A 23,163-nucleotide genomic window follows, 5' to 3' on the forward strand; every position below is an offset into this window, starting at 1 on the left:
GGGCGTCTCTCATCGGACTCCTCCGCTCTTTGACAATTCGCGTTTCTCAACGGACTGGCGGTCCGGTCCAACCGATAAAGCCGTAGCCAATAAACCACCCATTTTAACTTTCGGGAGGTGGGGGCAATCGGAACAAAAAAAGTAGAGCGGTCCGGTCCGATGTTCCCTGTCCAATTTGTACCGAAAACGGAATCGCCAGATTACCCAGATTAACTTTGGGGCAATCTGGGGAAGGTGATAAAAAATCGTAGCGGTCCGGTCCGATGGGCGCCGCTTCAAGCGACGCTGGCGGGCTACGAAGAGAAAATGCCTGGCTACGCTAATTATCAACCGTAAAACTAGCGTTCTCCTGATCCTCGTCAGCAGGCTTCGTGCCGATCCAGGCGTTCCAACCAAGTCGCGACGCTTTCGCCGGATCGCCAGAGAGTTGCGTCTTGGGCACTTCTTCTTTTTTTAGGACCAGCTGAATGTCAAAGTCGAGCGACGGACCGACGAAGACTCGCGTCAATTGACCTAGCGACCATTGTCCTTGTCCGCACAACGCTTCTTTTCCGCGATGGGATGCGACATCCATCGTTGGGGGGGCCGGCAAAAATTCATTGAACTGATCGAGCGTCAGAGGGCCGAGTTGTAAGCGAAACTTGTGTTGCAGTTCCCAGACGCGGCGTCCCAGCACGGCTGTTTTGCCCAATTGCTGGTTGTGGCGATAGCGGCCAATTTTCGTTTGCTGACTTTGGTCGAGCGAGAGCCATTGACCTTGCAGCGGCTTGACCTCGATTGGGATCTTGAAGTAGTCGACCAGCATCCGCCGCAGATTCTCGGCCGAACGACGCTGTTGTGCCAACAGTCCGCTATAGCGGAGCAGGGCCAGGTCGCTAACGCCGGCATTGTCGCTGGGACGTTGCAAGCGATCTCGTAGCGTCGGCAGACCGAACCCGCCAAGGCTGAGCAAACCTTGCGTGAAAGCGTCGGGAGACTTTTTCTCAAACTCGCGTCGCGAGTAAGGAACCCAAAAGCGATTCTTTTCCCAGACGCGATAAAAAAGTCGCGTCAAGCGATCGTTAAACAGGTCAAACCAGTCACGCAGTGCGAACTTGTGGTTGCCGCGCAGTTCTCGATGCAGACGCAGCATCATCTCGGTATAGTGATGCGGCAATACGCCGCTCGGCCCGGTCAAGCCGAGAAACGTGACCGTCATTTCGGTCGCTTGCGGGTCGTCTGGCGACGCTTCCAGGTCGTAAATCTCACTGGCTGGAAACGCGGACGAATTGTGAGCGCGGAAACGAACGCAAGGGCTTCGTTCTTCGTGCGGCTCCGCTTGGTTGCTTCGTTCTAACAGACGGACCGCCTGAAAGAAGTCAAAGGTTTGCGGCTCTTTGTAGAGTCGCGCCAAGACTGAACCGGCAGGCGCGCGTAGTTGGGGAGGTTGGCTGGAAGCGATCATAGGAGCATCGCCTCTCCGGCTCGAGGTTCAAAGCGTTTCAGTAAGCCGCGCTGTTGCGTCACGGCAACCAGCTGAGTGAACGAGTTGATGTTGACGTACAAGCCGAGAAATCGCTCCAAGACTGACGCAAACAGATAGGCGCCGACGCCATGATATTTTTGGTCGTCAAGTTCGATGCGAATCTCCAGGCCGCGGCAGAAGCCTCCCTTTAGTGAGCTGCCGACGCGAGCGACGGTTCGATCGCACTTTAGCCGCTGCACGCCTTCGATCATTTGGCGGTTACGAATTGCTCGTTCGTGACCGTTGCCATCGGTCGAAAAATCATACAGACGCAAGATCTCACGCAGACTGTCGATTCCATGCTTGTCGGTCAGCGACAGATGATTGAGCGACAAGTGCGAGACCAAGCGCCAGCGATTGCCGTTGTCGACAGGAGGTCGTAGCGGCGGAGTCGGTTGCCGTAAGCAGCGCGTCGCTTTGATCGGCGCCGGCACTTGCAGTTGGAATTCGGCCGAACCCCATTGATTGTAAAGCTTGGTCGGGAGATCGCGATTGGAGCAAACGGCTTGCACCGTGGCGACCGCGTCCGCTGGGCGACAGGGATCAAAGTTCAAGTCGACTAGCTGCAGGAATGAGTCGTCGCCGTCGTCTCCTGGTTGAGTCGAAGGTCGCCGCGACAGATGCCAATAGGCTTCGTCGGGGGCCGCCGGATTCCAACGGCTCGCGTGCCCCACCGCATAAAACGGGCGAAACTCGACGTCGCCGTCGACTCCCTGTGTGGTCACACGGCGAATCGAGTGAACCTCGACATCGTTGGGGCGTTGTACGTCTGGCGTGATGCGGTACTCACTGCGGCGGTGATCGATCGCGATCGGTTCGCAAATCTTGTCAAACAGGTTGATCGCCGGCGTGCATCCAAGTTGGAACGTGTCGGCATGAATCGAGCCATGAATGAGTGGTTCGACGCTATCGAAAAAGAACCAAACGTCGATCTCACGCTGCCAGCCTGCTTTAGCCGCTTTGCGAAAACCATGCAGATCAAAGTAGAGGAACTTCTCGGGGTAGGCGAACAGGTCGGTCAAGAGTTGGTAACCGGGCTGACCTTGAGCAGCCGACGGCAGCAACGCTTCTTCGGGTTGGAAACCGACCGGCGTGATGACTTGCTGAGGATCAAAGTTGACGCGAGTCTCTTCTTTTTTGTCGTCGGCGGCGACGATCGAGACGCGATTACAATGGTTCAACATGTATTCGTAGAGCTTGGCGGTGACCTGGTCGCCGCCGTGCAAATGGAAGCGAAGCGACTCCATCGGCAGCGAGCTGAAAGAGGTGTCGGCCTGGCAACGCAGGCGAATACGAATCGCGGCCATCGCGTCGCGACGAACGGTAACCGAATTGCTCCACGGCGGCGTGAGCGTGTCGACATGAGTCACTTCGACCGGCCAAACCGTCGTGTCGTAGCAAGTGCGAAAGAAGCAGGGGCCGTCGCCGACACGTTGCGTACGGAGTTGACTGCCGCGGGCGATTTTGGCGCCGGAGGCTTGCGGGTTGGTCGGATCGGGCTGGAATTGGACCGTGGCCATCGACGGAATCGGGGCCAGGTAGTGCGGATACAGAACTTCGAGCAGCGCGTCGGTCACTTCCGGAAAATCGTCGTCTAGTTTCTTTTGAATGCGACCGGCGATCAGCGCAAACGACTCGATCAGGCGTTCGACATGCGGGTCGCGGCTACGATTCGCTTCTAGCAGCAGACGACCGGCTGCGGCAGGGTGCTTGCGCGCGAACTGCTGTGATTGCTCGCGGGCGAGCAATAGTTCACGTTCGTAGTAGGGGAAGAGCGTTTCGTTCATGATTCGTTCGGCGTCACTTCAATGCGACGGTTGGTGGGGTTGAGCGCCGCGCCGACGCGAATCTTCGCATTGGGCAACGCTTTGGACGTTCCTTCTATCGCAAACGAAATGCGATTCCAGACGCTCTGCTTCGAAACGTCGAGGTTGACGTGAACCGTGTCGAGACGAGGTTCGAAGCGGCGAATCGTGTTTTCAATATCGCTCGCCAAAGCAAGCATATCGGCTCGCGTAGCGCCATCATGCAGCGTTAGTTCGGGAACGCCATAGCAATAGACCGAATTGCGAACAGCCAGCGCATCGATTTCGTCCACCGGACGCGAAGCGGATGTGTTCAGCAGGTCTTCGAGATCGCGGCAAATGCCCAACACAAATCCGCGCACGCTTTGCGCACGGCTGTCGGGTTCCACCTCGAAACAGGCGTCCACCAATCGATCATAAATCGACGGCGTTAATTCAGGAGTGAGGGTCGGTCTCGGCATGTCCGGGCCTCCGTAAGGGGAGCGGAGGTATTGGCTGAACGTCCTGCGGCGGGTCAAGAAGCGGACGTCGGTCGAGGCGAGCGGGAAAAAAGGAAAATCAGGCGACCGCGGCGGCGGTGCGCCTGACTTCCGGTGTTGGCGTCAAGCGAACAAGTTCGCTTAGACAGGCTTGTTGGCCTTCAGGTCGTATCCGGCTTTGACCGGATTGTCCATGCTGCCGTCGTCCTTCTGCGGACGATATTCGCATTCGATCTTCGCGAAGTTCAATTTCACGAAGTCACGCGGCAGGCCGTCGTCGTAGCCTTGACCTTCTTCGGTCGAACCGGTGTTGCGATGGCTGGAGGTTTGATAATGGGCGATCAAAACGTCCTTCATCGTGATGGTGTAGAACTCTTGCTGTCCGCCGCCCGCCTTACGACAGGTGAGGGTCACTTCGGGAATGTGATCCCCTTTGGCGCAAGCGAGCATCAGTTTCGGCGAGGCTTTGCCGGTGCGGGTCATGAACTCGAAATCGTTCATGCGGACTTTGCCGGCGCCGCCGCCAGCGCCTTGAGCGAAGGTGCCGGTTTGCGAAGCGCTCCAATTGAATTCCGAGATTTCGATTTCTTTGGCGTGTACCGAGTCGCCCGATTCGCCTTCGATGTCCGAGATTTTCAAAAAGTAATCGACTGCCATGATATTGGCTCCGTATGTCAGTTAGCTGGTGTTGATATTTGGAATACGAAAAAAGCAGGCGCGCCGCTCGAAAGCGGCGCGACCCGCAATATTTAACTAGCCTTGCTTCGGCACTTCGGCGACCAAACGCATCGAGGCTTCGAGCGTTTCGAGCTGGAAGTGAGGACGCAGCCAAGCGACCGCTTCGTACCAACCCGGCTTGCCTTTGACTTCGCGAACTTCAACGCGAGCGTCAGACAGCGGGCACTTCGCTTTGGTTTCGTCGCCGGCGGTGGCGGGATCGCAAACGTAGTTGCTGATCCAGCTGTTCAACCAACGTTCGGCTTCGGCGACTTCCAGGTTCGAGCCGATTTTGTCGCGAGCCATGACCTTCAGGTAATGCGCGAATCGCGAGACGCACAACAGGAAGTTGATTTTCGACGACAGTTCGGCGTTCGAGTTGGCGTCGTCGTCGAAGTAAACCTTCGGCTTTTGAGCGCTTTGGGCGCCCATGAAGACGGCGTAATCCGTGTTCTTGGCGTGCAACAACGGCAGGAAGCCAAGGTTGGACAACTCGAACTCACGACGATCACTGATCGCGATTTCGGTCGGGCACTTCATCGCAATGTCGCCGTCATCGGTCGGGAAGGTGTGAACCGGAAGGTTCTCCACTTTACCGCCCCCTTCGACTCCGCGAACTTTGGCGAACCAGCCGTATTTCGAGAAGGCGTTGGTGATGCGGACGCCATAGGCCCAAGCGGCGTTCATCCACAGGTACTTGTGGTAATCTTTGCCGTCGACCGCTTCTTCAAAGTTGAACTCTTCGACCTTCTTGAACTCTTCGCCGTAAGGCAAGCGAGACAGAACGTGCGGCAGAGTCAAAGCGACGTATCGCGAATCTTCGCTATCGCGGAACGAACGCCACGAAGTGTGGGTCGCGCCCTCGAAGATCTTGGCCAAGTCACGCGGGTTCGGCAGGTCCGAGAAGCTGTCAAGGTTGAACAGCGTCGGCGAAGCGGCCGAGATCAACGGAGCGTGAGCCGCGGCGGCGACGTTCGACATCAGCTTCAATAGGTTGATGTCTTCCGGACGACGCGAGAACTCATAATCGCCGATCAACAAACCGTAAGGCTGACCGCCGAGTTGGCCGTATTCTTCTTCGTAGATCTTCTTGAAGATCGCGCTCTGGTCGAATTCGACGGCGGTCTCCAGATCTTTCAGCAGGTCGTGCTTGGTCGCGTTCATGACGCGAATCTTCAGCGACGTGCCGGTTTCCGATTCGTGAACCAGGAAGCTAAGTCCGCGCCAGCTGCTTTCCAGGGCTTGGAACTTCTCGTGGTGCATGACTTCGTTCAACTGGGCCGAGAGCTTCTTGTCGAGCTCGGCGATCCAGAAATTGATCTTCGTGGCGGCGTCCTTCGAGACCTTGTTCTGGTCTTTAGCGGCCTGGCGTACAAATTCTTCGATGTACGACTTGTTCAATTCCATTTCAGCGTCGTCAAGCGGACGCGTGTTTTCCAGAATCTGATCCAGCAGGGTCAGTTCTAGTGTCGCCGTTCCGCCGGCGGCGGTTTCATTTTCAGCAGCCATTATGTGTATCTCCTGTTACTTTCGTTGCGTTTGTTGCGTGTGTTGCGGAACGGGAACTAGGCGGTCGGAGCTTCGACGCCAAGGTCTTTGCTGATCGTGTCGCGAGCAGCGTCGTCACCCAGCGTGTCGTCCAGCAATCCGCACAAAGCGTCGTTGCCTTCCATTTTGCTGAGCAGTTGCTTCAAGCGATCACGCATCTCGAGCAGATTGGCCAAAACCGGAACCTGGCGAGCGACGTTGGTCGGCTCGAAGTCGGTCATGTCTTTGAAGTTCAGCTCGACGCTGAGGTTCGTGTTATCGTCTTCCAACACGTTCGGAACCTGCATCGCGACACGGGCGCCGCTCTTTTCCAAAACGCTGTTGAAGTTATCGCGATCGATCGGCACGAACTTGCGTTGCTTAATGCCCGGCAAAGCTTCTTTCGGCTGGCCCGAAAGATCGGCCATCACGCCGACAACCAACGGAAGCTCTTTGACTTCCATCGCGCCGCCGGTCTCGACGTCATACGTAATTTGCACGCGCGGAGGACGCACGCGATCAAGCTTGTGTTGCAGGCTTTCGCTCATCAGTCAGTTTCCTTAAGGGTTTGTGGCGGCTACGCGATCGCAGCCGCCTTTCACGCTGCGGTGCGTCAATTCGCCGTCGAAACGAAATCGGAGAATCAATTTGCGATCGCAGACGTCTGCGAGTCGCCAATTTGCCTTTGTAATTCGTCCAGCACCGTCTGTTCGCGTACGATGGCTTGCATCAATTGCGGAAACGGCATCTGGCCGAGTTGAACTGCGCGACGCACAAGGAATGGCGCGGGGCTGTTCGGTTCAATTTGCTCGAGCAGATCGGCTGCCGCCGAAAGCTGCCGATAAAGTTCCTGGCGGCGAACGACAATATCGCCCACGTTGCCAGAACGACCATCGTTGGCGACAGCCCCAGGGGCCCCCGCTTCTCCGGCGGTCGTGGATTCAATTTCCGGAGTCGGTTCTGGCCGTTTGGCCAGTTCGGCCGCCAGCAAACGCTGGCATTCCTCCAGCGCCTTTTGCAAATTCAACAGCGCCGTCGCGTCGCAGCCGAGTCGTTCATCTAGCAGACGTGCGATTTCGCGGGCCGCATCGTGCGACCGCTGCGCTGCTTGGACGGCGTGCTGCACGTCGTCTCGCGTAGCCGCAGCCAGAATGCGCGACAAACGAGCTTGTTCTTCCGGGTTTTTGGATTGTTGCCATTGCAGCCAATCGACGGCGGTCAGTTGGCCTTGACTGTTCGAGAGCAGCGGAACGCGGCGAATCGTGCGCGGAAAAAGAACACCGCGATCTTCGTCGTCCAACAAGTTGGCCAGCGGAGCGAGCCGGGCTTCTGGGCCGTTGTCCAGCGGCGGATTCAGAGTATCCCAACGCTGTTCAATGAGATTTTTTAGCAGATCAAGTCCAGCGGCGACCCCGTGGATTCCTTCGGTTCGGGAGAGACCTTCGATCAAGTGGCAGACGACCCGCAGATCTTTGCTATCGTGCAAAAGCGAATTACGAGCAAGATCGACAATACCGGCCCAATCGGCCTGCTTCAGGACGGCCGGTCGCGTGACGTCGTCAAAGTCGTCGGCGTCCTCTTCACGACGTAATTCACGAAATTGATCGTGCAAACGATGCGAATAGGCGTCCGGATCGCCGGCGGGACGATCTTCGGAGACGGGCGAAATTAGTTCGGCTACGTCTACTTCGGCCATTGTCGCTGGTGGGTTGGTTGAGGGAGTGGCGCCGCGGGAATTGGCGACTATTGGGGAGTGCTGATCGATTGCCCTGCAGGGGTTACCGATCGATGTTCCGGCAAAGTTAGGTCAGGAATTGGCGCAGAGCAAAAGCCGCGAAATTTTTTCCCGTCGCCGACTGGTCCGCTACCGCAACCTATATTGCAACGAACTCACGCCTATGCAGCGCACGGACGATCTCGCCGATTTGTCGCCGCGCACATGCCGATACAAAGACCCACCGCAGCCGTAGCGTTTCTAGGGATCCGCAGCGAAGCTCCTCGTTTTGAAGAGTGAAGCGTAGATACCGAAACGTTTGCGATTCGTTACAAACGGCGGATGCCGTCGCCGAATTCGGCTCCGCCGCTTGTAACGGAAAATGGATCGGATTGCCTCCTTGTCGGGCATGCCGGATACGAAACATTTCCCCTTAACGAGACGCGCGCCATGCAATCTCCCTTGGCAGAAGACGTACGTGCCGTAATGGACTACGGACTCGAACTGCTCCGTCGACTCGAGTCGCAGCAGAAGGTGGATCTCGAGTTTGAACAAGCGATCCTGCTTGATCTATTGCAACGTGACTCGATCGCAGACGTCGCGAATACGCGTCGCGAAGAGCAGACGGTCAACGTTCAGTACGCACTTGCATGTTGGCTCGATGAAATTTTTACCGACTGCCCGCAGTCGACGACCGCCTGGAACGAACAAAAGATTGAGATGCATCTGTTTGGCGCCAACGATCGAGCATGGCGTTTCTGGCACGAAGCCGAATTGGCGCTGCGTCGCGGTAAGAATGATTCTTTGGAAGTCTATTACCTTTGCGTAGCGCTTGGATTTCGGGGTGAAATGCGTGTGCAGCCTGAAAAGCTGATGTCGTGGATCTCGCGAGCTCGAGTCGCCGTGGGCGACATCGACGACTTGCAAGTTTCCCTCGAAGCGGAACTTCCGCCGTCATGCGACGCTCGACCCTTGCGTGGAGAAGGCCGCATGCAAACGATGATCGCCGCTGCTTGCGTTGTCGGACTTGTTGCCGCCCCTTTTCTCACGTTCGTCGTCGTCGACTGGTTCGGTCGCTAACCCTCTAACACGGAACGTACGCGATGTTCATGAAGATACTTAGTTCGATGGGTCAATCGTTGGCGAGTCTCGCCAATTTGATCACGGCTCCCGTCGCTGCGACCGCCCGCGCTCAAGGGACCGCTCGCTTGCTGCTATGGCTGGTCCATGGGCTGGCGATCGTCGCCATTTTGATCGGGCTGTGGTGGCTGAATGATTATTTAGAACTGGAAAAATCAGTTCGCTTTCCTTCGGCCATCGTCCGCTCTAGTTGGTTGCCAATTCTGTTTTTGCTGGGCTACGCATTGGGCTGGCAAGTCTGGTGGATGATGCGTCTCGTGCGGCAACGCGTCAGCGTTTCTCCCTACCCAGATCTGGACCAGGCTTGGACCGAAGCGACCGACCAACTGATGCGCAATGGGGTTTCCTTGGTTAACGAGCCGCTATTTTTGGTGTTGGGCCAAACGACGGCCGGTGATGTCAACTTTTGCTCGGCTGCCGGACTCTCGCTCACGCAGCCGCCGACTCCGCGCGGCGCCGACGCGCCGCTTCGCATTTGGGCGGATGAACGAGGCGTTTTCGTTTCGTTGCGCGATGCGTCGCTATTGGGCTTGCAGGCTTCACGTTTGCACGACTTGGCCCGCGCGGCGGAAGAGACGAATCCAATGGAAGTGGTGGTCGCCGGCAATGATCCGTATAACGAACCTGTCTACGCTGATTTTCTAAACAGCGAGAGTTCTGGCGTCGCTGTCATGCCGACGACGCAGAAGAAACTAGAAAGCACCGCCGTTTCGGCCGAATCGAAACTGGACGAAGCCGAGTCGAATTTGGCATTAGCTTTCGCCGAACCTTCCGCTAACGCGATGATTCGGACAACACCGCAGGTCGAAGCCAAAACCACCGTTGAGATTAACAAAGAAGAGATTGACGAAACGCTCGATCGGCTCGACTATGTGATCGACTTGATTCGCCATGCACGCGCCCCTTATTGCACGCACAACGGAGTGATCGTGTTGGTCCCCGGCGATGCGACCGAAAATCTGGCCGTCGCGCAACAAACGGCGGTCCTGATGCAGCATGATCTGCAGCAAGTTCGTCAAGCGAGCGAAATCGCTGGTCCCGTCACGGCGATTTTCTGCGACGCAGAACAAATCAACGGCTGTGACGAATTGCTGCGTCGTTTTCCGGAAGAACACCGTTGTCGTCGCTTTGGCGCCGAACTGCCAAATGTCCCGGTCGCCGATTTCAGCAACATCAAAGAGATCTTGCACAGAGGCGTTGAGTGGGTCAATCGCTCGCTCGCATCGGCCTTAGCCTATCGGATCTTCGCCCAACGCGATTCGTTCCACGGGGATCAACGCCGCGAGATTGAGAGCAATCGGATGCTTTATCAGTTCGTCAGTTCATTGGACCGTCGCAGCGATGCGATCCTGCGTATTCTAACTCGCGGTCTCTATCCAGAACATCACGGCGATTGGATTCCTTCCGGCTGGTATCTGGCCGCGACTGGAAACGATCCGCTCACCCAGCAAGGCTTCCTGCCTGGTGTGATGACGCTGATCTTTGACGCCCAGAACTTCGTCAGTTGGACCGAAGATGCGCGCCGCCGTGATCGCATGCGAAACTGGTTCACGGTCTTCGGCTACGCCGGTCTGGGCGTCGCGGTGCTGGCGCTGTTGATCGTCGCACTCACCAAACTGTAAGCTTTGAGCGCTGGCTCAAGAAAACAAAAAAGCCGCCGGCATATTCGCCTGCGGCTTTTTTTGTAGGGTTGAAGCAGAAGTGCTTACGCTTCTTCTTTGCTTTCTTCCTGGGCTTCCGGGATTTCGCCTTCGACCGGTTGACCGGTGATGGCGAATTCGATCGGCGAGACGCTCGCCTGGGCGTCCGCTTCCGCCGGAACTTCCGTGAATTTCGCTTCGCCGGTGATCAGTTCGATCACCTTGCGTTCGATGATTTGGTTACGAAGCGTGTCCATCAGACCTTGCTTCTCGAGACGAGCACGGACGCTTCGCGGCGACTGCTTGCTTTGTGCGGCGATCTGCATGATCTCGCGTTCGTAGTCAGCCGGAGCGTCTTCGATCGTTTCGTCTTCCGCGATACGCTCTAGAATGAAGTGCTCTTTCAGCGCCTTTTCGGTCGACTGCAGGCTGTTCTGGCGAAGCGTGTTTTCGTATCCGCGGATCGCGTCATCATCGAAACCGTACGAACGAAGGTCAAGGATCGCTCGTTCCAGTTCGCGACCGGCTTGACGACGAAGCAGCGCCGGCGGCAGATCCCAATCGGCGTCTTTGATCAACTGCTCGGTAATCGCGCCACGCAATTGTTGTTGCTGGTGATACTCGAACTGGCGTTCCATGTCGGCTTTGACGAAGTCGCGAAGATCCCCTTCGCTTTCGAAGCTGCCGATCTTCTGCAGGAACTCGGCGTTCATTTCCGGCAACTCGAGACGCTTCACTTCCAGGACTTCAATCTCAAGATCGAGTTCTTTCCCCTTCAGTTCTTCGTTGGCGGCCTCTTCGCTGACGGTCGCTTTGCCGGTCTTCTTGTCGCCAGCTTTGACGCCGAGGACCGTCTTGCCGAAATCTTCCCAGTTGGCGTCTTGGAAGCTGAGCGTGTCACGCAGACGAACGCTGACCTCTTCGGTACGAGCGATTTCTTTGCCGTCCAGTTTGCTGACGATGTTCAACGTCAGGAAGTCGTCCATTTCGGCCGGAGCGTCAACTGGGGCGATTTCGCTGAAGCGATCGAGCACTTTGGCGAGATGCTTGTCGATGTCGGCCTTCTCGAACGTTTTGACCGGCTTGTTGAGCTCCAGACCTTTCCATTTCGGCAGGTCGAACTCGGGACGAACTTCGATATCGAACTCGAACGTCAGCGGACCTTCTTCAGGAAGTTCGACCGCATCGAACTTGAAGTCAGGCTCACTAATCGCCGAGAAGTTTTGTTCGTCGCTGGCCTGGGCCATGCTGTCCATCAACAGCGAGCCTTTGACCTGATTGGCGACTTCCTTGCGGAAGCGCTTTTCAACCAGCTTGCGCGGCGCATGGCCGGGACGAAAGCCGGGGACAGCCGCGGTGGGCGCCATTTCGTCAAAGGCTTTGTCGAAGTAACGATCGACGTCTTCGTGCGAGACAGTCACCGTTACGTGACGCTGGCACGAGCTCGGGCTTTCGACCTTCACTTCCAGCGACAGTTTTTTCGACTCTTCCGTTTGTTCGGCTTCGACCGCCGTGGTTTCATCCGGTGACGTCATCTGAATGCTTGCCAAATACTGAGGTTGCGTAATGTATTTTTAAGAAGACCCGCTCAAAGCGACAGCGGCTTGCGAAGCCGAGAGTTGCGGATCCGCCGAGCGCGGGACAAGGTTCCAATCCAAGAGAAGCGATGATCGAAACGCTTCCGCTGCGGCTACTGAGAGTCCTGGGCTCGACCTGTCCGAATGAAATCGGTCTGGCCAAGCGAAATCAAAAAAGAGCGGGTGAAGGGATTCGAACCCTCGACAACAACGTTGGCAACGTTGTGCTCTACCAACTGAGCTACACCCGCACTGGTAGTCCGCCGACAAGCGACGGAAACAACGGATTATACGTCAATTGGGCGATGAATCAACCGCCCTCCACGCCATCCGTTTCTAAATTGTGCTCCAACAGCAAAATCCCTTAAAAGGGCCAAATCTGCTACAGGAACCACGAATTATGCCGCTCTCCAAGGGCCCTGTCAACAGGGTTCAAACGACAGAATGGGAGGGAAATTGCAGGTTCAAAACCGTCGATTTGGCGTCAAGCGATATCATTGCTATCGCCGCTCGCAATAGCGCATTGCTCAGGTTCGATTGACGGCCCCCCAACAACACGAAGCCGACGCATGTCGAAACATGCGCCGGCTCCGCTGAGGGTGACGTCATTCCATCAAGCGCGACGGGCCGCGGTTACTTTTGGCCACCGACATTGACGTCGACGTTGATCTTACGATCCTTCTTCATCACTTTGCCGGTCCAAGCCGAATCGGCATGGTGCGGCCAGTTCGACTGGTCAAAACCTTGGCGACTTTCGAGATCCTTTTCGGTGACGTTCATCACCAGATAGTTCTCGTTTTCACCTTTCTGGAATTTCAGGGCGTCCAGCGGCACGGCGAACAACTTGTCGCCGATACCAACGAATCCGCCAAACGACAGGGCGACGTACTCGACCTTACCGCGATCCGAATTCAACGCGGCGTCCGCGATCGAACCGATCGTTTCGCCCTGTTGATTCTTTACGGTGATGCCGTCGAGCGTGCTGAGACGCATCGCGGTCACGTCGACCGGCGAATCAGCGCCAGCCGTCGCGAGTTCACCCTGGCGAACTTCGTTTTCACGCTCATAGTCGTAAGCGCGATCATTCGTCATGACCCATTTGGCGTCGCCGAAATCGGGCCAATGGGCTTCGTCGAAGCCTTTGGCGTTTTCCAGCGATTTCTCCGTCGCGTCGAATTCGATGTAAGGGTTGTCTCCCTTGTGCGCCGCTACCGCTTGAAACGGGACGGCGAACAATTTATCGCCGATGCCGGCGAAACCACCGAAGCTGACAGCAACATAGCGAATCTTGCCTGATTTCAAATCGATGACGGCGTCATTGATCGTTCCCAGGTTTTCGCCTTCCGAGTTCTTCACCGTCATACCGATCAAGTCGGCGCCGGTGCAGACTTTATTGTTCGTGTCCTGGGCGTCTTCACGATTCGCATTGCGCTGGGCGTCTACTTTGACGTTCACACCGCCTGGTTCGGTGGCCGGAGTCGTATCGTCGGCCAAAAGCGGAGCGCTAATCAACAGAGCCGCGGCGAGGCCGCTAGTCATCCAAAAGCGTTTCATCGTTGTTTCTCCTTTTAGAGAACAGTTAGTAGCTTGTTCAATCCCTCGGCAGCGTAGTGACGCTGCAACTTGAACGAACTACCATCGCAATGGTCGTGCCATGCGGCGAAAAATTGGAGAAACTACCGCAATCCCCGTATTTCCAAGCACTTTGCGATAAGATTCAAGTCGGATCAAATTGGCTGCATCGATCTATTTGATCGTCCAAGGATCGCGCTGGCCGTAGCAGAGTCAACAGGCCGCAAACGACGAAGAGGACGCAGATGCGTCCTCTTTTCTATCTTGCTACAAGAGATGAAATTGTGTCGTGGTGCTAGCCTTTTTCGGCGGCCGCCGGTTCTGTCGGAGCGTAATCGTAGATCCGAAAACTCTTCACCTTTTTCGCGCCGCCCCGTTCAAGGGTAGCGCGCGAAAGATGGTTGCTTTCCAGCACCCAAGAGAACTCTGCTTCTTGGATCCCAAATTTCAGGCTATCCGGAATGAGGCGTTCCAAAAGCACCAGGCCGATCCCCCAGCGTTGGAACTCCGGCAATATATTGGTGCTCATCAGACGTACGCGGTGGATCTTCTTGCGATTCCAAAGCAGTCGTAAGAAGCCAAACGGAAAGAGCCGCCCGTCAATCTTCTTGATGCGGGGATTGTAGTCAAGCAAGCCGAACACGGCGCCGACCGGTTTTCCTTCGATTTCGCAGATGGTGGTCAATTCGGGCACGACCAGTTGCTTCAACCCTTTGGCCATGTGGTCTACCTCTGCGTCCGAGAGCGGAACAAATCCCCAGGTCGCGACCAACGACTTGTTGTAGATGTCGAGGAACATCCGGACTTCTTCCGCAAAGCGGCTCTTGTTGATAGGACGCAGCACCGGTTGGAAACGGCGTTTCGCTTCGTCGACGATAAACTTCAGCTTGGGGTCGAGCGATTCGAGCATGGCCAAATCTCCCCAAAACGCATACAAGTCTTCGACTTTGCGAAAACCATAGCCTTCAATCAAATCGGCGTAATAAGGCGCGTTATAGGACATCATGAAGGTCGGCATCGAGTCGAAACCTTCGATCAGCAGACCACACTCATGATTGAGCGATGGGTTGGTGGGCCCACGGACCAGCAGGATGTCGTGTTCTTTCAACCAGGCTCGAGCGGCGTCGAACAGCGCATTGGCGACTTCCTGGTCGTTAATCGACTCAAAGAAACCAAAGAAGCCGCGGCGTTCTTTGTAGCGTTCAATATGCCCGTTGTTGATGATCGCGGCGACGCGACCGACCGGCTTGCCATCCTTCAACGCCAGAAAGCATTGGATTTCGTTTTTTACATAAAACGGGTCCGGATCGAAGTTCAGCAGTTCTCTTTGGTTCTGTCGCAGCGGCGGCACCCAACAGGGATCCCCCCGGTAGAGGTCCCAGGCGAGTTGCGTGAACTGTTTTTGTAAGCGGCGCGATACGACCGGTTCAACGGTTATGGACATGCGAGACTTCCGGAAGTTTTTTGATCGACGAAGAAGACGGCGATTACGCCTGAACAGAGTGAGTCGACGCGGCGTATCTTCTTAGAATGTGGCGCGCGCGTCGACCGCCCTTTCTGAAAATTATCGATCGGCGTCGGACGATAGTTTCTTCGGGATGAACTCATTTTTCGCTTGCAATTCAAATGCAGAAAACTTTATAAAACAACCTTTGATTCGACAGTTTCGCCGATTCTGAGCGAATAGGCGTTCGATATCCTTGGTCGCTTGCGACCGGGAGGACCCTCACAGACACTGCCCCGTTTGTGGGGGTTTTTCTTTTCTTGCCATCCCTCATAGGCGTTAATTTTGCTCGATCGCACGCACGGCGTCGCCATCGTGGAGGCTTGAGTCCGGCGCCAAAATGACCAGATCCTCAGGCTTCAAGTTCGCTGTGATCTCGGCGAAGCGATCGTTGATCAATCCGACTTCAACGCGAACCAAGCGAGCGACATCGTCGCGAACGGCCATCACTTGCCAACTGCCGTCGGCGGCGCGAAACAGACAGGCGCGGGGGATTGTTAATGCGTCCTCTTTCTCTTCTTCAATCGCGCGAACTTGCACGCGATAGTCGACGCCCAGCGTCCGATCGACGGCGATCTTTTCCAGTTCTCCGCTGCGCAGTCGGACGATCACTTTGACCCGTTGCTGATCGACTCCCAGCGAACTCCGTTTGGTAAATCCAGCCGGTCGAATCCGCTCGACGACCCCCTCTAAACCGTTCTCCGGCGCACGTCCAACCGCCGCGCCATAGATCAGCGCCCGCGAGCCGTGATGCAAATTAACCGCATCCTGACTCAGCAGATCGGCTTCGACTTCCAGTTCGTGCAAATTGCCGATCGTCAGCAGTTGCGTGCCCGCGGCGAGTTGCTGCTCGTTGACGATCGATCGTTCTAGTACGACGCCGTCGATCGGACTAATCATCGTACCGCGCTGGACGTTCGTCTGCGCTTGACGTAATCGCGCTTCGGCTTCCAGCTTTTCTTGTTTCAGCACGGCGATGGTCAAATCTTTGCGATCGATATACTGCTGCACTAGGGTCGGCAGCAGCAACGTGGCGGCGTCAATGGATTTCATCGCCTGAAAAATCAAGATGTCTTGCTGATAGTCGGTGTCGGCTTCGACCTTGCGCAACTGCGCTCGATCGAGTTCATCTTCGGTTTTGGCGCCGGAAGGAATTAACGTCTGGACGCGACCCAAAAAAGTGATCGCATAGTCGAGGCGCGACTTGCCGGCGACCATTCGCGACTTGGCCGCTTCGACGGTCGATTTCATCGATTCGACGAAGTGGGACGCCTGAGTTTTGCTGGTATCCTCGACGGTGGTATCGGCGTTTTCTGCGATCGAAGCGGTCAATCGTTCGACCGCCGCTTTCGCCTGGTCTAATTCATTTTGCAGATCGCTCTGCACCAGACGTGCGACGGTTTCCCCTTTTTTCACGGGATCGCCTGGCTCCAAGGCGATCGCTTCGATTCGACCGGCCAGCGGCATCGTGATCTCATAGGTGCGCGGCAAGCGGGTTTTTCCTTGTTCGTCGACGTACTGTGCGATCGGACCGCGTAGCGGCCGGATTGTTTCCACCGGCACGCCGGATGATTGTCCCAGCGCCAGCCAGCCGCCGATAATCGCCAGGATCACGACCACAGTGATGGACCACTTGTTTATCCAGCTAGAGCCGGAACGATTTTTTTTCATGGCTATTCCTTTACTTGAAGAGCCTCGAGTAAATTCATGTTGTTGATCCGTCGCTGGACGACCGCATGAGCGGCTAGAGCGAACGAAATGGAGGCGACGCTTCCCGCCAAATAAATCCAGGAAGCCGTCACGACCGGAAAGCGGATCAGATCTTTATCGATCGTATAAGTCATCAGAACCACCAATTCGTATCCCAACGGAAATCCCAGCAGCGTACCGATGACGTTGGCTAACATGCTCTCGCGCAGGAACATCGCCCCAATTTCCCAGCGCGTATATCCCAGCGCGCCCATCGTCGCCGCTTCTCGCTCGCGTTCGGCCAGATTGATCAACGTGGCGTTGAGCACGCTGCCAAAGAAGATGATTCCGGCGAACAAGATAATAGAAAAGATCATCACCAATTGCCCTTGGACGAACGTCTTGCGCATGTTGGCGATCATATCGATGCGAGCGTTCACCGATTCGATCGCCGGCATTCGTTTCAATTCGCGATAAAGCTGGTCAAGCTCTCCAGGCGCCGGATTGATTTTCAATTGCGCGCCGCTGGCGGCGAACTCTTCCCCGCGCAGTTTGTTCAAATAACGAATGTCGGCGTAACAGCTCAATCCAAACATGCCGTCGCAAAGCTGGGTGACCGGAACCGTCAACGGCGTTTGATCTCCTTGCACAGGTCGCAGCACCAAAAGATCTCCCCGGCCGACTTCCAGGATCGTAGCCAACTGCCGATCGAGCATCAGGCCAACATCCGGCACGACGATCCGCCGTCCCTGTTGGTCTCGCGGCGAAGTCAAGTTTGCTCCCGGCGTAATTCCCATCACGGCGCTCCGCCGATTGTGGGCTCCATTTTCGAGGGTGCATGCGACGCTGAATGTGGGTTCGATCAGATCGGCGCCAGGCAAACGCTGCAGTTCGGTGATCGCAGAGCGATCGACCACATCTTTAAAAGACAAATCAATGTCGCTGCGGACGATCTCCTCGAACTGGACGCGAATGAAATAGTCGGTCGCTTCGTACATCATCAGACCGGCGACCAGAATCGACGCGCCGGTCATTGATGCAAAAATCGCCACGGCTGTTCGGACGCGATTGCGCACCATGCCGCGCAGCGCAGCTCGCCAGGGCGACGACAAACGGTTCCAGAACCAGGGCAGGCGCTCCAACCAGATTCGGCCTGCATGCTTGGGCGGTTCGCTCCGCATCGCTTCAACCGGCTTCAAGATCAACATCGATCGAGCGCCATACAGCGAACCGAGAATCGCGCAGCTTAAGCTGACCGCGAGACCGGTCAAATGGGTCGAGAGAAAGAAGTCGGCGTGTAAATCGGGAAACTGAAACAACATTTGGTACTGAGCGGTCATTCCCTTGGCGAGCAACATTCCCAAGGTCGATCCGCCGATCGCGCCGGCGATCCCGACTGCGGCGCCATACTTCAAAAAGTGGGCGAACAACGTCCAGTCGCTGTAGCCAATCGCTTTGAAGGTTCCGACGATCGTACGCTGTTGACGCGCCAATCGCGTCATCAATACGTTTAACACCAACGCCGCGACCACCAGAAAGACTGTTGGCAAAAACGTGGCGAAGTTGCTCAATTGCGAGATCTCGTTCGAGATATAGTAGTTCGACGTGTAATCTTTCAACGGCGTCGCCGAGAAAACCCCGTACGAACTGAGTTGCAGTTCGATGTCATCGAGCAAATGCTCCAGATTGGTCCCCGGCGCTACCGCACCGACCAATTGATTGGCGGCGCCAGAGAAGTCATAGGCCTCTTCGGCGAAACGCTGCGGTACATAGAAGACGCCGAAATTCTCGGGATCGGGAGTAAGCGCGCCTGGGCCCAGCAGATATGTAAACTCGGCGCTGATCGCCGTGCCGACGACAAAAAACTGTTGTCGGCGATCGTTCATCAACAGATGAATCCAGTCGCCCGGCGAGATGCGATTAGCGGCCGCGAACTTGTCATTGATCACCACTTCGTTGTCACGCCGCCCAGTAAAGTAGCTGCCGCGAACCATCAAGATGTCATTCAGCACCGGTTGGCGGCGCTGGGGCATGGCGATAACCAGGCCGTTGAGCGGTTTGATGCGGCTATCGAGGTCGACCGTCGCGGGAAATTGAATCCGCGCCTGCAACTGGCGGATCCCTTCAATCTGGCGCACCGCTTCCACTTCGGCCAGCGGCAACTTTTTCAGATCGATCCAGAAGTCAGCGACGCGGCAATCGGCGTAGTAACGCTGCTTGGCGCCGCTCAAACTGCGATAAGTCGACTGCATGCCGACAAACAGACCGATCCCCAGCGTCATGATGCTAACGATCGCCAGCAACAGACCGCGCGACTGCACGAGGTCTCGCGCGAGTTTGCGGTTGAGCATGCTCACCAAATCACCTCTTCCGGCGCGATCGGATGTTGGTTGACCACCAGTTCGCTAATCTCTCCGCTGCGCAAGTGAACGACGCGATCGGCCGTTTCGGCGATCGCGCTGTTGTGAGTGATCAGCACGATCGTGGCGCCCAAGCGACGATTGACGTCCACCAACAATCGCAGCGCCTTAATGCCGGTCGCATAGTCGAGCGCACCGGTCGGTTCGTCGCACAATAACAGAGCCGGATTTTTTGCGACGGCGCGGGCGATCGCGACGCGCTGTTGCTCGCCGCCGGAAAGCTGAGCCGGAAAGTGATCGGCCCGCTCGGTGAGTCCGACCATCTCGATGACTTCGTCCACGTCGGCCGGATCGCGGACGATCTCGGTTGCGGTCAGCACATTTTCGCGGGCGGTCAGATTGGGCGCCAAATTGTAGAACTGAAAGACGAAGCCGACATGATCACGGCGATAGGCGGTCAGCCGGCGATTCGATGCGCTGGTCAGTTCTTCGCCGCGAAACAAGATTTCTCCCGAAGTTGGCTGATCGAGTCCGCCGACCAGGTTCAGAATGGTCGATTTGCCGCTACCGCTGGGGCCAACAACCGCCAGGAACTCGCCTTCATAGATATCGAGCGAAAAGTCGTGCAGCACTTCGACTTTCACTTCGCCCATGGTGAAAACGCGACCGACGCGGTCCAGCCGTACGATCACCAAGCGATCTGTCGTCGGGTCAGAATCGGAAACCATGATAATGCGGGGCTGCCAATGAGTTCGGTACAAACCATCTATTCTACCTTACGTTCCCCCCCTTCTCGCCCCGCGCGGCTGACTTGCTGCCTGACAGGCTGACGCACGATCAGATCCTTGTCGCAGTAGTTGCTAAAAGCGTTGCTATTTATGGACTTGCGCCCATTGGCACGCCAAATGCATTTGCATGAATCGTTCGTCAAATTTTGCGGACGCTTCCATCATTTCCAAGGAGAGAGTCATGTTAGGTTGGGCTATTACATTTCTCGTGATTGCGTTGATCGCCGCTTTGTTGGGCTTTGGCGGTGTCGCCGGTATGGCGGCTGGTATCGCCAAATTTCTGGCGGTCGTGTTTGTGATTATGTTCATCATCAGTTTGGTTGTTGGCGGCTTTCGTCGTCCTGTCGTATAAACGGAACGTCTAACGGAGCGCTACGGAGGATTGGTGTTTAGGGTTCCTTGAAACGGTTCGCGGAGAATGCGATGGAGACATCGGCAGAGCAGAAGCTGGACGAAACGAAGCATCAGCTGGGGATGGGAGCGATCCCCCATGAAAATGGAACCGCGTTTCGCGTCTGGGCGCCGAACGCCGACTCTATCGCCGTCGTTGGCGAGTTCAACGATTGGAGCGGTGACGCAAATCCGATGGCGCTCGAAGAACGAGGTTTCTGGTACGCCGACGTCAGCGGCGCAGTTCCAGGCCAACGTTATCGATTTTTGATTCGCAACGGAGAGCAAGAACTTTCACGGATCGATCCGTATGCTCGCGAAGTGACCAATTCGGTTGGAGACGGCGTGATCTACGACACGCACAGCTTTGACTGGGAAGAGGACGCATTTCAACTGCCGACCTTTAACGAGCTTGTCATCTACGAGATGCACGTCGGCACTTTCAACGGTCAGGACGAAGATGGCCCCGGTGGTTTTGCGGATGCGATTCAAAAGCTCGACTATCTGAAAAACCTGGGGATTAACGCCATCGAATTGATGCCGGCGGCCGAGTTCGCCGGCGACTATTCATGGGGATACAACCCCGCACAGATCTTCGCCGTGGAAGGCGCCTACGGTGGGCCGAATGGGCTGAAGCACTTTGTAAAGGAAGCCCATCGTCGCGGCATCGGCGTGATCTTGGATGTCGTCTACAACCACTTCGGTCCAAGCGACTTGAGCATTTGGCAATTTGACGGCTGGAGCGAAAACGGGAAAGGGGGAATCTATTTCTACAATGATTGGAAATCAAAAACTCCCTGGGGAGACACGCGTCCCGATTATGGTCGCGGCGAAGTTCGGCAATACATCCACGACAACGCGCTGATGTGGCTCGAAGATTATCATGTCGACGGACTCCGCTACGACATGACTCTGTTCATTCGCAGCGTGGACGGCGGGACGGATCTTCCCGAAGGATGGTCGATGACCCGGTGGATCAATGACGTCATTCGCAAACGTTTTCCTGGTCGCATCCTCATTGCAGAAGACCTACAGAACAACGAATGGCTAACCAAGTCTCCCGAGGAAGGGGGCGCCGGCTTTCTCTCTCAGTGGGACGCCAAGTTTGTCCACCCGATTCGGAGCGTCGTGACAATCTTGGACGATTCTGATCGGTCGATGGAAGTCGTCCGCAACGCGCTGCTGTATCGCTACAACGGCGACGCTTTTCAGCGGGTTGTCTATAGCGAATCGCATGATGAAGTCGCCAACGGCAAGGCCCGCGTCGTCAGCGAAGTGAGTGCAAATCATCCGCATGACGTTTACGCCAAACGGCGTTCGACGCTGGCCGCTGCGATGATGTTTACGGCGCCCGGCATCCCGATGTTATTTCAAGGTCAAGAGTTCCTGCAGGATGGATGGTTCCGCGATGACAAGCCGCTCCAATGGGAGTTGGAAACCGAGTTTCGCGGAATCAAACGGCTCTATCGCGATCTGATCCATTTACGGCTGAATCGCGCAGGATTATCTCGTGGATTAACCGGGCAAAACATCGATGTCTTTCATCTCGACGACGCCAACAAAGTGATCGCGTTTCGTCGCTGGTGCGAAGGTGGTCCCGGCGACAGCGTTGTGGTGGTGGCCAACTTCGCTAACCAAGCGTTGCATGACTATCGAATCGGTTTTCCCCGAGAGGGCGTCTGGCGATTGCGTTTGAATTCGGACGCAAAAGTCTACAGCGACGATTTCAGCAATTACGCCGATGGAGACCCCCAAGCCGAAGCGGCTCCTTACGATGGTCAGCGTTTCTCCGACACGGTGGCGCTTGCCCCCTATAGCTTTCAGATATTCTCGCAAGATCCGGCATAACCGTTAGAGCTTGCTTTGTGCTGGACCTCTTGAGAACGGCCCGCTGCGGGCCGTTCTCTTTTTCACTTCGCAGCGCCGCGTGGTGGTGTACAATTCCGGTAGGCGCAGCATTAGCACGGCAACCGGGAAAGCCTTCATGGCGAAGATGATGGATACGATCTCTACGATTAACACGACGGTTCGCACGCTTTTGGCGTTGTTGGTCGCGATAGTTCTCAGCTTCGCCTCTTACTTTGGCTACAACGTCTATCACGAAAAAGAGCTGGCCCTGCAAGACGCGCAAACCAAAGTGGTTGCGCTCGAAACGGAAGTCTTGCTGAAAAAAGAGGCGATCGAGAAGTTGGAGATTCGCCTGAAGCTTTTAAAAGTGGATCGCCGCATTGGTCAGTTTTATGTCGTCGATCAAACGATCGATGAGGAGACTGGTAAGAAGACTTCGAAGATCCGTTTTATCGAAGTCGATCGCCAAGGTCAGGCGATCGGAGCGCCGCGCGAGTTTGTCGTGAAAGGAAACGTCGTTTACATCGACTATTGGGTGGTCAAGTTTGAGGACAAGTTTGTCGAAGAAAACGACCCATTTCGTAACACTTCCATCTTCCTCTTCCGTAAAATATTCGGCGACGCCCAATCGGCGGATGAAGTTCCCGATATCGATAAGGTGGGTGATCGTCCGCTGGTCTACGGTCAGAACCCGAAAGCGACTGAATTTGAAAACGAGCTCTGGTCCGACTTTTGGAAGCTGGCCAACGATCCGCGAGCGGCCCAAGAAAAAGGGATCCGCGCCGCGCATGGCGAAGCGGCCAGTATTCAGATGCTTGAAGGAAAGACTTATGAGTTGGAGCTACGCGCCTCTGGCGGCATCAGCTTGAAACCGATCGAGAATCCGACGAAGCCAGAGTTGTAAGTCGC

At 56.0% G+C, this 23,163-nt stretch carries 18 protein-coding genes and 1 tRNA gene; 5 read left to right on the forward strand and 14 right to left on the reverse strand.

What is annotated here, in order from left to right; genetic code table 11:
- Positions 1-319: 319 nt before the first annotated feature.
- The 7 genes from tssG to tssA form a co-directional block, all read right to left on the reverse strand.
- Positions 320-1,444 (reverse strand): type VI secretion system baseplate subunit TssG, encoded by a 1,125-nt coding sequence (gene tssG, locus M4951_RS23270; RefSeq protein WP_262023995.1) that lies wholly within the window; start codon positions 1,442-1,444, stop codon positions 320-322.
- Positions 1,441-3,291: a type VI secretion system baseplate subunit TssF gene (gene tssF, locus M4951_RS23275; RefSeq protein WP_262023996.1), complete on the reverse strand. Its 1,851-nt coding sequence runs from the start codon at positions 3,289-3,291 to the stop codon at positions 1,441-1,443. The genes tssG and tssF overlap by 4 nt, the downstream gene beginning before the upstream one ends.
- On the reverse strand, positions 3,288-3,770 hold the full coding sequence (gene tssE, locus M4951_RS23280) for a type VI secretion system baseplate subunit TssE (protein WP_262023997.1): 483 nt from the start codon (positions 3,768-3,770) through the stop codon (positions 3,288-3,290). Before tssE ends, tssF begins: the two co-directional genes overlap by 4 nt.
- Before the next feature lie 159 nt (positions 3,771-3,929).
- A complete protein-coding gene (locus tag M4951_RS23285; protein ID WP_262023998.1) occupies positions 3,930-4,445 on the reverse strand; it encodes an Hcp family type VI secretion system effector in 516 nt (171 codons plus the stop codon).
- Between the two features lie 96 nt (positions 4,446-4,541).
- Entirely contained in the window at positions 4,542-6,014 is a 1,473-nt protein-coding gene (tssC, locus tag M4951_RS23290; protein ID WP_262023999.1) for a type VI secretion system contractile sheath large subunit, read from the reverse strand.
- A 56-nt stretch (positions 6,015-6,070) separates the two neighbouring features.
- The gene (gene tssB, locus M4951_RS23295) at positions 6,071-6,580 is read right to left on the reverse strand and encodes a type VI secretion system contractile sheath small subunit (protein ID WP_002655860.1); all 510 of its coding nucleotides are present in this window, start codon (positions 6,578-6,580) and stop codon (positions 6,071-6,073) included.
- 95 nt (positions 6,581-6,675) lie between these two features.
- The gene (gene tssA / locus M4951_RS23300) at positions 6,676-7,728 is read right to left on the reverse strand and encodes a type VI secretion system protein TssA (RefSeq protein ID WP_262024000.1); all 1,053 of its coding nucleotides are present in this window, start codon (positions 7,726-7,728) and stop codon (positions 6,676-6,678) included.
- Positions 7,729-8,196: 468 nt separating this feature from the next.
- Between tssA and M4951_RS23305 the strand changes: the two genes are divergently transcribed.
- The gene (locus M4951_RS23305) at positions 8,197-8,826 is read left to right on the forward strand and encodes a DotU family type IV/VI secretion system protein (RefSeq protein ID WP_262024001.1); all 630 of its coding nucleotides are present in this window, start codon (positions 8,197-8,199) and stop codon (positions 8,824-8,826) included.
- 23 nt (positions 8,827-8,849) lie between these two features.
- Positions 8,850-10,508: a type VI secretion protein IcmF/TssM N-terminal domain-containing protein gene (locus M4951_RS23310; RefSeq protein ID WP_262024002.1), complete on the forward strand. Its 1,659-nt coding sequence runs from the start codon at positions 8,850-8,852 to the stop codon at positions 10,506-10,508.
- A gap of 83 nt (positions 10,509-10,591) precedes the next feature.
- Here M4951_RS23310 and tig read toward each other — a convergent pair whose 3' ends face one another.
- From tig to M4951_RS23345, 7 genes are all read right to left on the reverse strand, one after another.
- Positions 10,592-12,061: a trigger factor gene (gene tig, locus M4951_RS23315; protein WP_262024003.1), complete on the reverse strand. Its 1,470-nt coding sequence runs from the start codon at positions 12,059-12,061 to the stop codon at positions 10,592-10,594.
- Between the two features lie 220 nt (positions 12,062-12,281).
- Positions 12,282-12,354, reverse strand: a tRNA-Gly gene (locus M4951_RS23320).
- Positions 12,355-12,736: 382 nt separating this feature from the next.
- Positions 12,737-13,657: a PRC-barrel domain-containing protein gene (locus M4951_RS23325; RefSeq protein ID WP_262024004.1), complete on the reverse strand. Its 921-nt coding sequence runs from the start codon at positions 13,655-13,657 to the stop codon at positions 12,737-12,739.
- 313 nt (positions 13,658-13,970) lie between these two features.
- A complete protein-coding gene (locus M4951_RS23330) occupies positions 13,971-15,119 on the reverse strand; it encodes an N-acetyltransferase (RefSeq protein WP_262024005.1) in 1,149 nt (382 codons plus the stop codon).
- 339 nt (positions 15,120-15,458) lie between these two features.
- Positions 15,459-16,850 (reverse strand): efflux RND transporter periplasmic adaptor subunit, encoded by a 1,392-nt coding sequence (locus tag M4951_RS23335; protein WP_262024006.1) that lies wholly within the window; start codon positions 16,848-16,850, stop codon positions 15,459-15,461.
- Between the two features lie 2 nt (positions 16,851-16,852).
- Positions 16,853-19,219 (reverse strand): ABC transporter permease, encoded by a 2,367-nt coding sequence (locus M4951_RS23340; protein ID WP_315985779.1) that lies wholly within the window; start codon positions 19,217-19,219, stop codon positions 16,853-16,855.
- Between the two features lie 2 nt (positions 19,220-19,221).
- Positions 19,222-19,956: an ABC transporter ATP-binding protein gene (locus M4951_RS23345; protein WP_262024008.1), complete on the reverse strand. Its 735-nt coding sequence runs from the start codon at positions 19,954-19,956 to the stop codon at positions 19,222-19,224.
- Between the two features lie 241 nt (positions 19,957-20,197).
- On the opposite strand from M4951_RS23345, the gene M4951_RS23350 reads away from it, so the two are divergent.
- The 3 genes from M4951_RS23350 to M4951_RS23360 all read left to right on the forward strand — a co-directional run bounded on the left by M4951_RS23350 (position 20,198) and on the right by M4951_RS23360 (position 23,158).
- Positions 20,198-20,368, forward strand: a complete 171-nt coding sequence (locus M4951_RS23350; RefSeq protein ID WP_002655848.1) for a DUF1328 domain-containing protein — start codon at positions 20,198-20,200, stop codon at positions 20,366-20,368.
- A 71-nt stretch (positions 20,369-20,439) separates the two neighbouring features.
- Complete coding sequence (locus M4951_RS23355; protein ID WP_262024009.1) at positions 20,440-22,254, forward strand: alpha-amylase family glycosyl hydrolase; 1,815 nt, start codon at positions 20,440-20,442, stop codon at positions 22,252-22,254.
- Positions 22,255-22,390: 136 nt separating this feature from the next.
- Positions 22,391-23,158 (forward strand): hypothetical protein, encoded by a 768-nt coding sequence (locus M4951_RS23360; RefSeq protein WP_262024010.1) that lies wholly within the window; start codon positions 22,391-22,393, stop codon positions 23,156-23,158.
- Positions 23,159-23,163: the final 5 nt, after the last annotated feature.

Origin of the sequence: Blastopirellula sp. J2-11 (genome assembly GCF_024584705.1) — a bacterium.
Classification (GTDB): Bacteria; Planctomycetota; Planctomycetia; order Pirellulales; family Pirellulaceae; genus Blastopirellula.

Coding starts and splice junctions, on each gene's coding strand:
- tssG (WP_262023995.1), bottom strand. CDS start 1,444: ATGATCGCTTCCAGCCAACCTCCCCAACTACGCGCGCCTGCCGGTTCA.
- tssF (WP_262023996.1), bottom strand. CDS start 3,291: ATGAACGAAACGCTCTTCCCCTACTACGAACGTGAACTATTGCTCGCC.
- tssE (WP_262023997.1), bottom strand. CDS start 3,770: ATGCCGAGACCGACCCTCACTCCTGAATTAACGCCGTCGATTTATGAT.
- M4951_RS23285 (WP_262023998.1), bottom strand. CDS start 4,445: ATGGCAGTCGATTACTTTTTGAAAATCTCGGACATCGAAGGCGAATCG.
- tssC (WP_262023999.1), bottom strand. CDS start 6,014: ATGGCTGCTGAAAATGAAACCGCCGCCGGCGGAACGGCGACACTAGAA.
- tssB (WP_002655860.1), bottom strand. CDS start 6,580: ATGAGCGAAAGCCTGCAACACAAGCTTGATCGCGTGCGTCCTCCGCGC.
- tssA (WP_262024000.1), bottom strand. CDS start 7,728: ATGGCCGAAGTAGACGTAGCCGAACTAATTTCGCCCGTCTCCGAAGAT.
- M4951_RS23305 (WP_262024001.1), top strand. CDS start 8,197: ATGCAATCTCCCTTGGCAGAAGACGTACGTGCCGTAATGGACTACGGA.
- M4951_RS23310 (WP_262024002.1), top strand. CDS start 8,850: ATGTTCATGAAGATACTTAGTTCGATGGGTCAATCGTTGGCGAGTCTC.
- tig (WP_262024003.1), bottom strand. CDS start 12,061: ATGACGTCACCGGATGAAACCACGGCGGTCGAAGCCGAACAAACGGAA.
- M4951_RS23325 (WP_262024004.1), bottom strand. CDS start 13,657: ATGAAACGCTTTTGGATGACTAGCGGCCTCGCCGCGGCTCTGTTGATT.
- M4951_RS23330 (WP_262024005.1), bottom strand. CDS start 15,119: ATGTCCATAACCGTTGAACCGGTCGTATCGCGCCGCTTACAAAAACAG.
- M4951_RS23335 (WP_262024006.1), bottom strand. CDS start 16,850: ATGAAAAAAAATCGTTCCGGCTCTAGCTGGATAAACAAGTGGTCCATC.
- M4951_RS23340 (WP_315985779.1), bottom strand. CDS start 19,219: ATGCTCAACCGCAAACTCGCGCGAGACCTCGTGCAGTCGCGCGGTCTG.
- M4951_RS23345 (WP_262024008.1), bottom strand. CDS start 19,956: ATGGTTTCCGATTCTGACCCGACGACAGATCGCTTGGTGATCGTACGG.
- M4951_RS23350 (WP_002655848.1), top strand. CDS start 20,198: ATGTTAGGTTGGGCTATTACATTTCTCGTGATTGCGTTGATCGCCGCT.
- M4951_RS23355 (WP_262024009.1), top strand. CDS start 20,440: ATGGAGACATCGGCAGAGCAGAAGCTGGACGAAACGAAGCATCAGCTG.
- M4951_RS23360 (WP_262024010.1), top strand. CDS start 22,391: ATGGCGAAGATGATGGATACGATCTCTACGATTAACACGACGGTTCGC.